The sequence below is a fragment of the Bradyrhizobium sp. LeoA1Lang genome, from assembly GCF_055413685.1.
In genome coordinates this window covers 16,365-29,836 of sequence record NZ_JBVAPG010000104.1, presented here as the reverse complement: position 1 = coordinate 29,836, position 13,472 = coordinate 16,365, and the positions used below count along the sequence as shown (strand labels likewise).

General features: G+C 59.4%; 16 protein-coding genes and 1 pseudogene. 7 read left to right on the top strand and 10 right to left on the bottom strand.

Annotated elements, in window-relative coordinates; genetic code table 11:
* Nucleotides 1-395: 395 nt before the first annotated feature.
* From ACZYOF_RS28905 to ACZYOF_RS28890, 4 genes are all read right to left on the bottom strand, one after another.
* Nucleotides 396-905, bottom strand: coding sequence for a class I SAM-dependent methyltransferase (locus ACZYOF_RS28905; RefSeq protein WP_282531926.1), 510 nt, complete (start codon nucleotides 903-905; stop codon nucleotides 396-398).
* Nucleotides 902-1,156 carry a methyltransferase domain-containing protein gene (locus tag ACZYOF_RS28900; protein ID WP_282531925.1) on the bottom strand — a complete coding sequence of 85 codons (255 nt, stop codon included), beginning with the start codon at nucleotides 1,154-1,156 and terminating at the stop codon, nucleotides 902-904. Before ACZYOF_RS28900 ends, ACZYOF_RS28905 begins: the two co-directional genes overlap by 4 nt.
* Before the next feature lie 150 nt (nucleotides 1,157-1,306).
* The gene (locus ACZYOF_RS28895) at nucleotides 1,307-1,618 is read right to left on the bottom strand and encodes a sigma factor-like helix-turn-helix DNA-binding protein (RefSeq protein WP_282531924.1); all 312 of its coding nucleotides are present in this window, start codon (nucleotides 1,616-1,618) and stop codon (nucleotides 1,307-1,309) included.
* A 115-nt stretch (nucleotides 1,619-1,733) separates the two neighbouring features.
* Nucleotides 1,734-2,324 (bottom strand): hypothetical protein, encoded by a 591-nt coding sequence (locus ACZYOF_RS28890; protein WP_282531923.1) that lies wholly within the window; start codon nucleotides 2,322-2,324, stop codon nucleotides 1,734-1,736.
* 922 nt (nucleotides 2,325-3,246) lie between these two features.
* Here ACZYOF_RS28890 and ACZYOF_RS28885 point away from each other — a divergent pair.
* From ACZYOF_RS28885 to ACZYOF_RS28865, 5 genes and pseudogenes are all read left to right on the top strand, one after another.
* Nucleotides 3,247-4,414: pseudogene (locus ACZYOF_RS28885) on the top strand (DUF3363 domain-containing protein); the annotation flags it as partial.
* A 569-nt stretch (nucleotides 4,415-4,983) separates the two neighbouring features.
* Nucleotides 4,984-5,154 (top strand): hypothetical protein, encoded by a 171-nt coding sequence (locus ACZYOF_RS28880; protein ID WP_282531922.1) that lies wholly within the window; start codon nucleotides 4,984-4,986, stop codon nucleotides 5,152-5,154.
* 477 nt (nucleotides 5,155-5,631) lie between these two features.
* The gene (locus ACZYOF_RS28875) at nucleotides 5,632-5,856 is read left to right on the top strand and encodes a hypothetical protein (protein WP_282531921.1); all 225 of its coding nucleotides are present in this window, start codon (nucleotides 5,632-5,634) and stop codon (nucleotides 5,854-5,856) included.
* A 647-nt stretch (nucleotides 5,857-6,503) separates the two neighbouring features.
* Nucleotides 6,504-7,055: a PAS domain-containing protein gene (locus ACZYOF_RS28870; RefSeq protein ID WP_463701620.1), complete on the top strand. Its 552-nt coding sequence runs from the start codon at nucleotides 6,504-6,506 to the stop codon at nucleotides 7,053-7,055.
* A gap of 87 nt (nucleotides 7,056-7,142) precedes the next feature.
* Nucleotides 7,143-7,838, top strand: a complete 696-nt coding sequence (locus ACZYOF_RS28865; protein WP_282532782.1) for a sulfite oxidase-like oxidoreductase — start codon at nucleotides 7,143-7,145, stop codon at nucleotides 7,836-7,838.
* Here the strand turns inward: ACZYOF_RS28865 and ACZYOF_RS28860 are convergent.
* The 3 genes from ACZYOF_RS28860 to ACZYOF_RS28850 all read right to left on the bottom strand — a co-directional run bounded on the left by ACZYOF_RS28860 (nucleotide 7,799) and on the right by ACZYOF_RS28850 (nucleotide 9,981).
* Nucleotides 7,799-8,293 (bottom strand): serine/threonine-protein kinase, encoded by a 495-nt coding sequence (locus ACZYOF_RS28860; protein WP_282531184.1) that lies wholly within the window; start codon nucleotides 8,291-8,293, stop codon nucleotides 7,799-7,801. The two genes, ACZYOF_RS28865 and ACZYOF_RS28860, sit on opposite strands and share 40 nt — an antisense overlap.
* A 333-nt stretch (nucleotides 8,294-8,626) precedes the next feature.
* Complete coding sequence (locus ACZYOF_RS28855) at nucleotides 8,627-9,148, bottom strand: DUF2867 domain-containing protein (protein WP_463717906.1); 522 nt, start codon at nucleotides 9,146-9,148, stop codon at nucleotides 8,627-8,629.
* Between the two features lie 215 nt (nucleotides 9,149-9,363).
* Nucleotides 9,364-9,981: a glutathione S-transferase family protein gene (locus tag ACZYOF_RS28850; protein WP_282531186.1), complete on the bottom strand. Its 618-nt coding sequence runs from the start codon at nucleotides 9,979-9,981 to the stop codon at nucleotides 9,364-9,366.
* Between the two features lie 1,038 nt (nucleotides 9,982-11,019).
* Between ACZYOF_RS28850 and ACZYOF_RS28845 the strand changes: the two genes are divergently transcribed.
* Both ACZYOF_RS28845 and ACZYOF_RS28840 read left to right on the top strand, forming a co-directional pair.
* Nucleotides 11,020-11,259, top strand: a complete 240-nt coding sequence (locus tag ACZYOF_RS28845) for a hypothetical protein (RefSeq protein WP_282531187.1) — start codon at nucleotides 11,020-11,022, stop codon at nucleotides 11,257-11,259.
* Between the two features lie 169 nt (nucleotides 11,260-11,428).
* The gene (locus tag ACZYOF_RS28840) at nucleotides 11,429-11,884 is read left to right on the top strand and encodes a hypothetical protein (protein WP_282531188.1); all 456 of its coding nucleotides are present in this window, start codon (nucleotides 11,429-11,431) and stop codon (nucleotides 11,882-11,884) included.
* A 509-nt stretch (nucleotides 11,885-12,393) separates the two neighbouring features.
* Here the strand turns inward: ACZYOF_RS28840 and ACZYOF_RS28835 are convergent.
* The 3 genes from ACZYOF_RS28835 to ACZYOF_RS28825 are packed head-to-tail and all read right to left on the bottom strand — an operon-like array spanning nucleotide 12,394 to nucleotide 13,438.
* Nucleotides 12,394-12,672, bottom strand: a complete 279-nt coding sequence (locus ACZYOF_RS28835; RefSeq protein ID WP_282531189.1) for a hypothetical protein — start codon at nucleotides 12,670-12,672, stop codon at nucleotides 12,394-12,396.
* Nucleotides 12,657-13,154: a UvrD-helicase domain-containing protein gene (locus ACZYOF_RS28830; protein WP_282531190.1), complete on the bottom strand. Its 498-nt coding sequence runs from the start codon at nucleotides 13,152-13,154 to the stop codon at nucleotides 12,657-12,659. The genes ACZYOF_RS28835 and ACZYOF_RS28830 overlap by 16 nt, the downstream gene beginning before the upstream one ends.
* Nucleotides 13,151-13,438 (bottom strand): hypothetical protein, encoded by a 288-nt coding sequence (locus tag ACZYOF_RS28825; RefSeq protein ID WP_463717905.1) that lies wholly within the window; start codon nucleotides 13,436-13,438, stop codon nucleotides 13,151-13,153. The genes ACZYOF_RS28830 and ACZYOF_RS28825 overlap by 4 nt, the downstream gene beginning before the upstream one ends.
* Between the last annotated feature and the right edge of the window lie 34 nt (nucleotides 13,439-13,472).

The window sequence follows — 13,472 nt, the reverse complement described above, 5'->3', positions numbered from 1 at the left end:
TCGACGGCTGGCAGACCCTCGCCAGCAAGCCCATTGCTCAGCCGGTTGATCTTGCCGCCTGAGCAGATATCATCCGTTCACCGGAGACTCGCGACGGACAAATTCCAACCAAGTTCGCGACGGCACCATTGGCTGAGCTGTTTTCGCTAAGAACTTCTCTGGGAATCCTTTCAAGATTAAGGATGAACCGATCCCCTCTTGTCTCAGTTGAAACCGACCGGATCTCCGGGTCATGGCTACGTAAGCCACGCTATCATCGCGCATGACTAACCCTCCATGCATAGGGGCTCTACCCGGCCAACCTTTGTCAGGTATCGAGCGCGAGTCGCCTCCGTTTTGGGAAGGACATACGGTCTTCGCCAATCAGCCCCGTGTGCTCTTCTCAAAAAGTGCCATCAGACTCGTGCCCAGCCGCAATGCTGATGGGCAAAGCCGATCTGAGCATGGACCGCCGTCACCGCTTGGCGCAGGTGGTCCTCAAGCCTGTCGATATCGATCTCGCCGCGCGCCGCAAGGCCGATTTTCTCGGCTCTTGGCAACAGCGTGCGGAAGGTTTCCGCGGCCCATGCGTAAAGAGGCGAATCGGTGCCGCCGCCCACCGGGGTCTCCGAAAACACGCGAGGCAACGCCACCCCTGCATTGTAGAAATGTTCCACCATCCGCGCTCCGGCATCAGGGTGCGTGACGACCGAGCGAAACGTCCTGTTGATGAGGTCGGAGGTATCCTCCCATAGCGGGACCAGGGGAAACGACCACCATGTTCCGAGGAGGAATACCTCATGGAAAGCAACTGCGCCGCCTGGCCGGAGGTGAGTGGCCGCTGCGCGGATCAGTGCGACCGGGTCGCTCTGGTGGACCAATACATAGCGCCCGATAGCCAGATCGCAGTTACCGGAGCCAGTCATTCCGGAGGCATTGCCTTCCACGAATTCGATATTGGCGTGACCAGCGGCGGCGCGCGCTCGCGCGCCGTGGCGATCGCGGCAGCGTTGCGGTCGATCCCGACGACGGCCCCGGTCGGTCCGACCATTTCCGCCGCGAGCATTGCCACGTCGCCCGCTCCGCAACCCAGATCGACGACGCGCATGCCTTGTGCGAGCCCGATCTCGCGCAGGAGGCGCGTCGTGATCGGGCGGAGGTTGTCCGCCTGCAGCATGAGCCTGCGAAGTTCCCGGTTCGAATGCCCCAAGACATAATTTTGCATCAAACCAGTCTCCTGCTATGCAGCCCGGATATGCCGACTCGCGATACAACAAGGTATCAACTCGACGCTTGACGCCAGCTGATATCGGGCTGCAGGCCGTTTTCATGTTGCGGCGCTTCCCCGGCGTGGGAAAAGCCGGTCCATTACTGCGTTCGTAATGCGCTCGGAACGGCTATCGTCGACCTGATAAACGCCACCGAAGGCGGGACCGATCTGGCGTACAAGCACTTCACCCAGCAAGCTTCGGGCGCTGTGCAGACGTGCCTCTACCGTCTCCGATGCGAGCGCAGACAACTCGGCACACCGCCCCGGCGTCATGCCGTCGGCAACGCAGGCCACGAACACGGTGCGCAGCTCATCGGGCAACTCATCTACTGCCCGTTCCAGGATGTCTCGGACCGCACCGTCGGCCATTTAGCAGTCCTGGAGCAACTCCTTGCTACAACTTCAACCAGGCTGGCTCGTGCTTGGCTGAGGCGCACTCCGCCGCGGCGTAGAGCTATTGCACGTTTCTCAATCTCGTTGAGCATCATAGTAAAGAGTCGACGGTCCGTCGATTCGAGCCGGCGAGACCCAGAAATAGGGCGCAGCACATCGCAGCGAATACAGAGTAGTCGAATGGCGACTTGATCCGAAACGAGATGGCCATGGCTGAACCGAATAGGAAGAGCAGGCCCGCGCTGCCGAAAGCCGCCCACCGCAGCGCGAGTCCGAGTACCAGCGTAACGCCAAATAAAAGTTCCAGCACCGTCGCGGCCGTGCCGAGAAAGGGTATCACCCATGCTGGTGCGAACGCATTTACCTTGGCCGCGTAGCCCAAAAATCGCTCGAATGTTCCCCAGGAAACTCCGCCTTCGCCTGGATTGCCGTAGAACCCGAGCCGGTCGCTGACCGACAACAGGAACGAGACTCCCAGTGCCGCGCGGCTTCCTAGCGAAAGAAGATCGAGGGCAAGAGAAGCTCGTTGCTCCGCGGATTGCAGCTTGAGGATGGGTTGGCCACGCGAAGTGCGCAGGACGCTGCGAAGCGTTTCGGTTGCTGCCATCATGGCGCAATCTAGGGGCAGGAACCTTGGCAGCGAGACGGCGACAGCCAGGCCGACAGTCTTCAGTGATTTCATGGGGGGCTCTTTTGAGGCACGATGGCTCGGCGCAATGGCTTCATTCCACGTCGAGGCGGCGGCATGTTCGGCCGGCCCAGTGGACCTCAGGATCGGACGCAGCCAACGAAATTAGAAATTCCCTTTGGACATGGTTTCGATAGGCGTGAGGTATCGTCGTCCAAAAGCGTTGTGCGCACCGTCGCCAACCGGCATTTCAACTCATTGCCGGATTGTCTTCGTCCCCATGCCAACGCCTCATCGACAACATCCCTGTACTCGGGAGTGTCGACAGCTTTCGGGACGATCGTGGGATTCGTCGTGCGGTCTATCGGCTTGAGACGCTCACCGCGCCAAGCTTGCCCGTGTCGGTTACGGCCGTCGTCATTGCGCGCTTCGACGCCAAGGCCTTTTCCTCTCGTCGGCCCAAGCGCTTGCGTGCGGCATGCGGTGCGAAACCGCTTTCTTGTCACCGGTTCGCGCTTTTGCGCTGCCGGCTGCTCGCAGGCTCGGTGGCGCCGGTAGCCTCCTCGCTCAATGGCAATCCGGTCCTGTTCCTTCCGGCAGCCGACAATGCTCGTACCGCGTGTCTGCGATGGCAACCTGTCGTTGCTGTCAACTCATCAAGGATGCGTCCCTTCTCAGCTCGCCCTGCCGTACGGTGGCGCTTAGCCACCGCCGCCACACCTCGCGCCGCGTGCCCCTGCTGATTCCGCTCGCCATTGGCGCCACCGACCTGATTCGGCGACGCCGCCCCAGTCATTGGCGCGGAATCCTTCAGTAATATTCTCGATGAGGCAATGCGCCCCCTATAGATCGGGCCGTTGCGCCGCCTGCTTTGGAACGAAGCAGGTGGTGGGGGATGCTGGTCGTGGAGACGATTGCGCGGATACGGCGCGAGCACTTCATCAAGGGCAAGACGATCAAGGAGATCGCTCCTGGCCTGAAGACGTTCACACGCGAGCCGATGGGCGATGTCGAGAAGGATCTCGGAACCAGGCTGGACTGGATTACAGTCGACCATTGGAACACGGACAATCCGCATGTTCATGTCCTCATCTGCGGGCGAGCCGACGACGGCAAGGACCTTGTCATCAGCCGCGAGTACATCAGCCGCGGTTTCCTCGATCGAGCCGCCGACCGCGCCATCCTGGAGCTCGGGCCGCGCAGCGAACAGGAGATTCGCACAAGCCTCGAGCGCGAGGTTGAGGCAGAGCGCCGGACCGGTCTCGACCGGGCGCCGCGCGACATCTCCGATCCGTGCGGCGGCGTGGCAGACCTGCGGGGAGCAGACGCTTCGCCAGCTCAGCATGCGAGGCAACATCGTCAAGACCATGCATCAGGCCACGAGCAACGCCGGTGTTAAGCCGGATGTCGGCCGGTTTGCCCTGCATGGTGCAGAACCCGCCGATCAGGTGCTCGGCACGCTCGTGCAGCGTGGTCTTGATGACGAGTTGAAGGAGACGGCCTACGCGATCGTCGCCGAGGTTGATGGCCGCACCCATCACCTGCGCTTTACCAACCTCGACATGACGGGCGACGCATTAGCCGGCGCGATTGTCGAGGCGCGCATCTACGATGACGCTGACGGAAGGAGGCGGCTGGCGCTTGCCAGCCGGTCCGACCTGTCGATCGAGGCTCAGGTTACTGCGCGAGGTGCGACCTGGCTCGACCGTCAGAATCTCGCAAAGGTTCCGCCGCCGCTCGGCGGGGGGGGCTTCGGCGCTGAGGTGCGGGACGCCATGGACGCCCGCCTCGATCACCTCGCAGAGCAGGGCCTCGCCCGCCGGCAGGGGCAGCGGGTCGTGTTCGCTCGTGACCTTCTCGTCACCCTTCGCCGGCGGGAGCTCGAGGAGACTGCAGCCAGGCTTTCAGCCGAGACGGGCCTTACCTACCAACCCGCCGCCGAGGGCGACCGCATTGCAGGCCTGTACCGTCAGAGGCTCACATTGAGTTCGGCCCGGTTTGCCATGATCGATGATGGGCTCGGCTTTCAGCTCGTGCCATGGCGTCCTGCGCTCGAACAGCATGTCGAACGGCAAGTCTCGGGCATGCTGCCCGGCGGCAGGGTCGATTGGGAGCTTGGTCGCCAGCGCGGACTTGGGCTCTAGGCTCTGTCGGTCCAGAGCGCGCGGTTGTTGCAGGTGGTGGGGACCGAACGCATCCGTCAGGTCGGCACCTCTGCTTTCGGGGCAAAGCGGACATCCGAATGGCAGCCGATGCCCATAGATTCGGTCGAAAATGACCCGTTGCGGAAGTGGTCGGCTTTAGGGGCGCGCTCCGTACACCTTCGTATCATTCCCTGGCCCCTTGGATGGACGGCGCATTACCTACGTTCAATTGAGCGGTTGAACGCGATCGTCCTAGGCTGCACGTGTAGGAAAAGCGCACAGGCCCATGCAGTGCGACGGTGGAAAAGGATGATCGACGAACAGCGACGATAGTACCAAGAGGAGACTACGATGCCCAATTGCTCCGATAATCTTAGATCTGGCAGTGTTGCGCGATGCGCAGTGTGTGATGGCAAGTTTGGTCTCGTCCGGCACTACTCGTGGCGAACCCCGCTTTGTTCCAAGAAGTGCGTCGATCGCTTCAGAACCCGCAGGGAAAGTGATCGCAATTGGGTGAGCTGGCTCCCCATCGCCCTCGACCAGCTGCCCGGGAACCGCGCGAGGGCTTTATGACGGTCCAGAACTCACAACGAGGCAAGGAATCTTTAGAGACGGCACGGACTTTGCTGCGCGCCGCCAAAACCATGACCGACTTAGCGATTGCGGGTCAGCTTAAAGCCCTTGCCGACGACTTCAATCGGCGAGCTAAGAAAGCTTCGCATGTCGATGCGGATGGATGAGTTTCTTGGCTGCACAGAAAGATTCCGGGATTGGATGTGAGTTGAACAATCACATTTGGCTTGCAACACTTATTGTATTCGCACGCCGCCGACTTCTACAATCGGTCACGCCGCGCCCACGATTATCAGCACCCTGAGTTGAACAGTTGGTATGAGAATGCACAGCGGCAAAGGGCCCTGCTGCGATGGCAGCAATGCGAAGCGCGTTGATGACGTCGGTTGGGAAACTAAGGGTGATCACTATCGCGTACGCATTGATGGCGAGTGGGTTGATGTTCCGAACGACGCTGTCGTGGATGGACCGAACCGCGCTGGCCGTACGATGGTCTGGCCTTACAACCTAAATGGTCACCCGAAGGCGCGCTGCTTCACGCCGGGGAGCATGGGCTGATCGCGAGCGCAGGGCGATCAGCAGTTCCCGCCCACTAGCCCCAACGCGTCCGATGCCGCGTATTGCTTCGCATAAGGAAGCGCCAAATGACAACTGGAAGATGGAATTGCCGCAACAGAATCACCAAGGAGCTTCGCGAGCAAATCCTGGATGCTTATCTAGGCGATCCCATCAAAGGAACCGAACTTGCGATGAGCAACGGACTAACGGCCGCATACGCCTACAAGCTTGCTTATGAGCGCGGGTTATTGCCGACTCGCGATAAGAAGCTGCTTGGGCGCAGCCATTCAGCGAGATTGGCATCAACATGATTGTCCTCACTCCAAAAACAAAGGCAATGCCTTGAGGCCGTCAGAGCCGAGTGTGGTTCAGGAATGTCCCAACGCTACGCAGGCCGGCGGATCGTGTTTTAGTGAAGGCGATTACCACGGTTCAGCGCAGCCTACAAAAGGTCGGGCAGCGCGGAGCTATCCGCCGCGTGCCAGGAATGAGCGGCGGACCTCCACCGCAACGAATTTTCGCGCATACATGGCTTAGTGGAGCCGTTCATGGGTCGCACAATGCTGTTTCGCGACCTGTCCCACCTCCGCATATGGCCCATCGCGACATATTGCAACGCCACACGTCGCCGGGCGCTAACGGGGCATAGCGGAAATCGACAGTTCGCCGTCTATTGAAGAGGGCGACGCTCTTGACCCCTTGCGGAAGTGGTCGGCTTTAGGGGCGAGCGCCATAAACCTTCGTATAGTTCCGAGACCCCCTTTGGATGCCCGACGTTTACCTATGTTGAATTGAGCCGCTGATCGCGATCGTCTTAGTCTGCATCGGTTGGAAAAGCGCACAGGCTCATGACGTGCGACGGTGAAAAAGAGGACGATCGAGGAACAGCGAGGAAAATCGTCTGCTGCGCCGTGGTGCTCGACGATTTACTGAGTCTCTCGCGCGAAGGAGGTTGAAAATGGCAACCAGCGTGACAGATAGTGGCTTAGCAACAAGCACGATGATTTTGGATGGCGACTTCGACAAAATCGACTTCCGAGGAGAACTCGTCGACGGGCACCTCGTCGCAAAAGGAATTCTCGCAGACCAAGCGGCGATGGATTCTATCCCAGTAGGGATATACGTTCTCGAAAAGGATGCCACCGTCGTCAAGTGCAACAAAGCTGCAATCGCGGGTTGGGGACGCACGCCGTCTCTGGGAACCTCGGAAAAGTATTGCGGGTCACACCTTCTTCGTTACCCCTCAGGAGAAGTGATGCCGCACGAACTTTCACCATCTTCCATGGTGATCAACAACAGCGGCACCGTTCGGAACGCCGATGTGATTTGCGAGCAGCCCAACGGTAATCGTCTTCTGGCGCTCGTTAATGTCTTTCCAATTCGTGACAACGAGGACGAAGTGATCGGAGCCGTCAACGTTTTCCGTCACAATACCAGCAAGACTGTTCCTGGCTTACTCTCCGAGTCTGCAAGTAGTTCTAACTCCAAGATCGGTGAGGGCGAGCAGTGAGGCTCCCCCTTCGCCGCTTCGGGCTGGACTAGCATATTGATAGGTCGCTTCTCGGAATGCGGGGTACCAGAAACCCAATGTTTGGCTATGTCCGCCGCAACCCGGCTGACCGCGTTGCAGGCCCCGAAAATTACTACGTGCGCCAACCAGGCCGCGCTATACTTTGCGGTGGAGCTATTTGTGCAATCGAACGAGCGACGCGAACGGGAGCGTGAGATGCGTGCCGCTGGGCGGCTGCCCCCAGGACAGTCGCTGACGCTCAAGTGGCCGGTGCTGCATGTGGGCTCGGTGCCGCTCTTTAGTCCCAGGACGTGGGATTTTCGCGTGTTCGGCCTGGTAGAGGAGCAGCTGCGGCTTTCGTGGGAAGAGCTCTCCAATCTGCCGCAGAGCGAAGTATTTGCGGACATGCACTGCGTCACGTGCTGGAGCCGGTTCGACAACCGTTGGGAAGGATTGCTCGCGACAGAATTGATGAAGCGAGTGAAGTTGCGGCCAGAGGCGCGGCATGTGATGGTCTATGGCGAGAACAACTACACGGCAAACCTGCCACTCTCGGATTTTCTGCGCCCGACGACGATTTTGGCCCTGCGGCATGACGGCGAACCCCTTACGGCAGAGCATGGCTACCCGCTGCGCCTCGTGGTGCCAAACCTCTATGCGTATAAGAGCGTGAAGTGGGTGCGCGGGATCGAGTTGTTGGATCGCGAATCGCCGGGCTTATGGGAATTTAACGGATATCACATTTACGGCGACCCGTTCAAAGAGCAACGATCTTCGAGCTGAACATCGGGACGCTGGACGGTCGCCCGGTTGACGAGGATATTGGCGGGTTTGATGTCCTTCTGGACGAGGTCGCGGCGGTGGACCTGGGTAAGTGCCGCCGCGATGGCGACGGCGAGGCGCAAGAAGCTTCTCACTTCCATCGGTGCTCCAACGAGCCGGTCGAGTGGCTCGCCGCCGGGATCCTCGAGCACCAGCATGGTCCGACCGCCTTCGCAGATGAGCTCGAGCGGTTTCGCGGCCCAAGCCCCATCCAGTTCGTCCTTCAAACCACATTCGTGCGCGAGGCGATTGAGGGTGGCAGGTGTCGGATGCTCCCTAGTGGGAAACACGGTCAGCACGGCGGAGCGATGAGGGGTGGCGGGGTTCACGCCACTGCAGAAGACGTGTTCGCCGTCCTCCCACAAGACCTGGAAGTTGGCATGCCCATATGTGCCGAACAGACTGGAGGGATTCAACCGCCGGCCTCCGCCATCGCGCCGGCCGCACTCGGGTTGGGAAGGTCCTGCGACACTCAACCGCCCGCTTGGCCAGACCGAGCTTGAACAGGAAGTTTAGCACACAAGGAGGCACGCGATAGCAGCTTTTGGCCCTTCGCGACATATTGCACCGCCGCGCGATCTCGGTCGCTAACATAGCGGAAGTTGATGGGAAGCCGTCTATTGCAGAGGACGACGCTCTTGACCCTGAGCAGAAGTCGCAAACCTCACCAATCGGCGCGGGTATTTCAGCCGCTTGTGCCTGACCCTAAACAGAAGTCAGCAAGGCCGTTACCTTTGTGAAATAGTATCTCAGTCGCACGATATGCGTTCTACTGGCGCCCAGCGGCAAAGGCACTCGCCATTAATTTGCGCAAAACCAAATTTGTGGAAAGGAGTGATGAAGGACAGGTAGTACCACCCGAAGCGATTGTGAACCATGCACAGCGTAGACACGACGACGCTTGGGCCGTTGCCATTGCGAACCTTCATGATCGACACCCGGAAATCCATATGCTTGTTGTCCCGTCCCGCAATCAATTCGTCCGGCCCCAGGAAGAAAATCGGCCAAGGGCCAATCTTCTGTCCCACGATATAACGATCGTTCTTTCGGATGTTCAGAATTTCCGAGGTAGTCGACGTCTCAAGGCTGGCGAAGCCTGCAACGTTGTTCCGCGCAACCAGTAACAGGTTCATCCAGACCGGCCGGTGGGCAAAGATCGCAAAGAAGATTTCAATGACGCCCGCTTCGGGGCGGCGCAGTGGTGCGCGGTATGCGTCACTAAAATCCGCGCGTTCGATCAGAGTCTTGCCTAGGGCGCTCTCGGAAGGCACGTGCACTCGACGACACTCATCCTGGTCTCGGAGTAATATGACGTTGCACCGCGGACGTTTGCAGGTGGACTAATGCCCTCGCCTGCGCGGAAGAGCTGGAAAGAACAAACGCGGTAACCACGGCAAAAATCGAACGCAACGCGTACCTTCCTTCCCCCTGCCGAGCGGCGTTGGGCGGGCGAGCGCATGGGGCGCCCGCAATGGCCGCGACAATTCTATTCTCGTAATTTGCGAGCCGCCTGCGCCGCCGGTCTATTGAGGCTCGCAGCCAGCCAAGCATCAAGTCTTGGGTAGGACGTGAGGTCCAACTCTAGACGGGCGAGAACGCACAGCACGCACGCAACCATAAAATCGGCCATGTTCCATGTGCCACCGCCGAAAAACTGAGTTTCGACGAGTTGATCCTCAAGTATCGCGAGTTTTGCGCGCAGGGTTTCTTCTGCCTGAACGGCCAAGGACTCGTTCCGCTGCTCCGGTGGAAAGAAGATCCGATTTCTGAACAGCGTTATCAGCGGCGGTTCGACCTCGGTGGTCGCAAAGAATGTCCACTGAAGCATCCGTCCGCGACCTTGCGGCTTCGACGGATATAGGGAGTTCTTGTAGGTCTCGGCGAGATAGAGGTTAATCGCCGCGGTCTCCCACATGACAAAGCCGCCGTCATCAATAGCGGGTACAAGTCCGTTCGGGTTCAGCGCGAGATACCAGGGTTCCTTGCATTGGGCGTTTGGCACGCTGAACGTTACAGGAATGAGTTCGTAGGGAATGCCGATCTCGTTTGCGAGCCAGATGACGCAAAACGCACGGGAGTGAGGCGCTCCATAAATCTTGAGCATGCGATTTTCCCTTCGGGATAGGACCGATCCGCAAACTGAAAGGATACCTTGCGCCATCCGGGGCGACAACCGCCATGCAGGCGCGCACCATCACAGGCGGTGTGTATCGGATCTACCAGCCTGATCGGTCTGCGAAGCATTTCACGAGCTTGGCCCGTACCGAGGTAGATGTGCCGCGTGACGTCGGTGAGCCTCAAAACCATAACAATCGCGAAGCCGATACCGATCCACGGCAGTCAGCCTATCGCACTATTGAATCACGTTGAAATAGCTCACTCGTGAACGAAGGCCAAGATGAGGACCATGAAGGAGATTGCACCAACAACGTTGGGAATGACCCCAAGCTTTCGCCGACGGTCTTCTCATCCCCTACCATTGCTATCTCCAGCAGCATTCAGCAACCCGAGGTATATCGGTGATGGCGTCCGATGGAAATGGGATATGTGCAACTAACGGTCGTGATGGTGTGCGCTCGATGCTGACACGGTTCGCACCGAGGTTGCGGTGATGCGTGAAACGCCGGCGCGAGGGCCGGGGATGGCGAGCGCCTTAAACCTTCGTATCGTATCCGTTACCCGTTTAGATGCCCGACGGTTACCTACGTTCAATTGAGCTGTTGATCGAGATCATCTTAGATAGGGGTATGCGGTAGCGACCCCTAGCTCCCCTCACGACCCGCTATCGCTGCCCCCTTTGGGGCGTTTCCTCCCTGGACTTGGGCCGCTTGTGGCAACGCAGGCGGCCTTTCTTTTTGTGTGCACCCCTTGGGATTCAACTGACGTCTAGTCGACTTATACCCATTCACTAGCCGGAGCGTACCTCAGTACGGTCACTTCATACCCGCGCGCAATGGCGTCAACCAAGTGCTCGGTGCTACCTAATGAATGCGGAGTGAAAGGCAACGGAACCGGCCACGAGCAGGCAGTTGCAGGACAAGGTCGGCGGCGTAGCGCCCGCCGGCCTTTCCCTTGATCGAGCCGCGCGTTGCCGCTCCAGAAATTAGTGTCTACTGCCACAGTTGGCTGCGGAGAGTACGCCATGAAAAACATCGCCGATCTCCTAATGCGGTTTTGGCAAGGGAGCCAGCCCGCGTCCAACACTCAGGTTGCGGCTATGGCCGGCAATCGGGATCGATCCAGCATGGCCGATTTTGTCCGCATCCTTCAGGCCTACGATCAAGACCAGTACGGCAGGAGTTGGGGGCGACCGCGTCCCAATCGGCTTCTTGGATCCCTTGGTGAGCGTGAGGAAATGGGTGACCGCGCGACCCCGGTGTGAAGGTATTTGCAATTTTTCATGTCGCTCAATTATGTACCATTTGGTACACAAAGGCGGTGCGCGATGTGGCGAATGTCGCGGATCGAGACTGCGATCTTCGTCGCGGCGGTCGTCGTCATGGTCGCGCTGGCGGTGTGGTTGGCCTGTAGAAGGATCGAGAGAGGTGACGATGACAGATCGATCAGACGGCCCGGCCTATTTGGCGCTGCCACAGAGTGCGCGCGGGGTGCTCGCTGCAATCGAGCAGGCGATCGGCGCCGGCGAGAGCGCGAGCGTGTCCTACCTCTCCTTCATGCTGGATCACCGCATCACGCAGAAGGTGGTGTCGTCAGCGTTGCCGATGCTCGTCAATCTTGGCCTGATCGAGATCGAGACGGGTCCGCGCGGCGGCAACGTATTCCGGTTATCGAACCGCTGGCGCGGCATTGACGAGGCCGAAGCCAAAGAACTGGCGCGCGAGGTGAAGCCGCATCGCGCGTTCGAGAAGGGGCCGGAGGTGAGCCGGGAACGAGTGGCCAAGTTGGCCACTCTGAAGCTGCCGACGCCCATGACGGGCGAGCGGCGGAGGTACAGACGGCAGGTGCCGTCGCTGCCAACGATGCCGTGGCAGGATGACGGGCTATAGCGCAAGCCTCGCGATCTCAATGCCTTGCCCGCTTTCATCGGCTTGCCGGCGAAACGCCAAGAACTTAATCCCGGCCATCACCTCGTCAGCGAGGACGCGACTGTCGGCGAGCACGGGGCAGGCATCTCAGAACTTCGTGATTGGAGTTGCTTCCGTGCAATCCAGAAAAAGTGTCCACCACCTCGGACTTAGATCCCTTGAGGAGAATGTACCAGTTTAGAAAGGATCAGCATCATGGTCTACGCTATCGAAGTCTGCACGAGGCGGGACGGCTTGTTGGTGAAGTACGGAAAGGACGCTGGTGGCGACCTGAACGGACCGTCCAGTTGCGTCTGGATGGTACCGGGGACTTGGAGCGAATGATCGTAACGCGTCCGAAATTGGACAGTTTCCGGGCGCGACCTCGCAACGCGCGCAAGTCCCAATTTTGGAGTCGAAAAACCAACGCTCGGTCAAGGAATAAAAGCACCGAATTTTGTGATTTTCCCGGCGTTACCAGTTAGCGCGTCTCACTTGCCCTGCTGCTTGAGCGCCCACAACCGATAGGCTTCGCCCTCGTAAGGGTCATCACCTGTCGGCGGCGGTATCAGCTTTGCGCCTTCGGTGCGGAAATGATCGAGATCGCGGCCCAGTTTGCGGCCTGCCAGCGTATGCTGGTCGTTGGCCCAGTCGGGGATTGTCGGAACGAAGTTCTCCAGCATCGATCGAAGGCCGATGGCTGCGCCGAAATGGCAGCCAGCGCGCGATTTCGGCGACCTGCACATCATGCGGATTACGTTGCCAACCATATGAGCCGGGCTTCACCGATCGACTTGCTGTAGCGCTCCTTGGACTGTGCGAAGGCGACGAACGGGACGACCCATGGCGCGGCCAGGGTGTCGAAATCTTCATGGCAGATGATTTCTAGCCGGTTGCAGACCATGGCGTGGAAGGCTTTGGACGTGTGCATGAGTTCGCACGCGAACTCCATGGCTTCCCGCTCCATGCTGCGCCTGATCGCCTTTTGCATCGCTGAGACGCAAGCCATCGCGGGAAGGGAGAGGATGCAGTCGAGATTCGACGCGATGCGCTGACGCAGTTCGCCGGCCGCGAGTTCTGTGAATGTGATGGCTGCGATGGATTTTGGATCTACGCCAGCCGCGAGCAGCATCACCACGCGGCCCGCGAGAAGGGACGTCTTGCCGGTGCCCGCGGCTGCCTCAACCAACAGACAGGAGTCCAGGTCGGTCAAAGCCCGCAGACGTTCGGCGTCGTCCACCATGGCCGTCATGGTACGCTCCAGAAGCGGGCGATACTTTCACTCGCCTTGTTGTAGGCTATGAGCTTGCGCCTCTCATAGCCGGGCGATGCCGGAAGCGCCAATCGCAGCTCGTTGGATTTGTCGAACGACAGCCGACCCGGCACCGCAGAGCCACGTCGGAGCATTGCAACGGCTACGTTGATGAAGGCTGCGATCTGTTCGATTGCCGCATCGAGATCGTGAAGCCTTAGAACCAGAGGCTCGCCCCGGAGATAAAGAAGCCTGGCGACGATCTGCGGATCTTCCTGCAGCAACTGCCGGCAAGCGAGGCCATACAGCGCCCGCTGA

What these genes read in the sequence shown, in the direction of transcription:
- ACZYOF_RS28905 (WP_282531926.1), bottom strand. Translation starts at nt 905, where the DNA reads ATGACTGGCTCCGGTAACTGCGATCTGGCTATCGGGCGCTATGTATTG.
- ACZYOF_RS28900 (WP_282531925.1), bottom strand. Translation starts at nt 1,156, where the DNA reads ATGCTGCAGGCGGACAACCTCCGCCCGATCACGACGCGCCTCCTGCGC.
- ACZYOF_RS28895 (WP_282531924.1), bottom strand. Translation starts at nt 1,618, where the DNA reads ATGGCCGACGGTGCGGTCCGAGACATCCTGGAACGGGCAGTAGATGAG.
- ACZYOF_RS28890 (WP_282531923.1), bottom strand. Translation starts at nt 2,324, where the DNA reads ATGAAATCACTGAAGACTGTCGGCCTGGCTGTCGCCGTCTCGCTGCCA.
- ACZYOF_RS28880 (WP_282531922.1), top strand. Translation starts at nt 4,984, where the DNA reads ATGACGGTCCAGAACTCACAACGAGGCAAGGAATCTTTAGAGACGGCA.
- ACZYOF_RS28875 (WP_282531921.1), top strand. Translation starts at nt 5,632, where the DNA reads ATGACAACTGGAAGATGGAATTGCCGCAACAGAATCACCAAGGAGCTT.
- ACZYOF_RS28870 (WP_463701620.1), top strand. Translation starts at nt 6,504, where the DNA reads ATGGCAACCAGCGTGACAGATAGTGGCTTAGCAACAAGCACGATGATT.
- ACZYOF_RS28865 (WP_282532782.1), top strand. Translation starts at nt 7,143, where the DNA reads ATGTCCGCCGCAACCCGGCTGACCGCGTTGCAGGCCCCGAAAATTACT.
- ACZYOF_RS28850 (WP_282531186.1), bottom strand. Translation starts at nt 9,981, where the DNA reads ATGCTCAAGATTTATGGAGCGCCTCACTCCCGTGCGTTTTGCGTCATC.
- ACZYOF_RS28845 (WP_282531187.1), top strand. Translation starts at nt 11,020, where the DNA reads ATGAAAAACATCGCCGATCTCCTAATGCGGTTTTGGCAAGGGAGCCAG.
- ACZYOF_RS28840 (WP_282531188.1), top strand. Translation starts at nt 11,429, where the DNA reads ATGACAGATCGATCAGACGGCCCGGCCTATTTGGCGCTGCCACAGAGT.
- ACZYOF_RS28835 (WP_282531189.1), bottom strand. Translation starts at nt 12,672, where the DNA reads ATGGTTGGCAACGTAATCCGCATGATGTGCAGGTCGCCGAAATCGCGC.
- ACZYOF_RS28830 (WP_282531190.1), bottom strand. Translation starts at nt 13,154, where the DNA reads ATGACGGCCATGGTGGACGACGCCGAACGTCTGCGGGCTTTGACCGAC.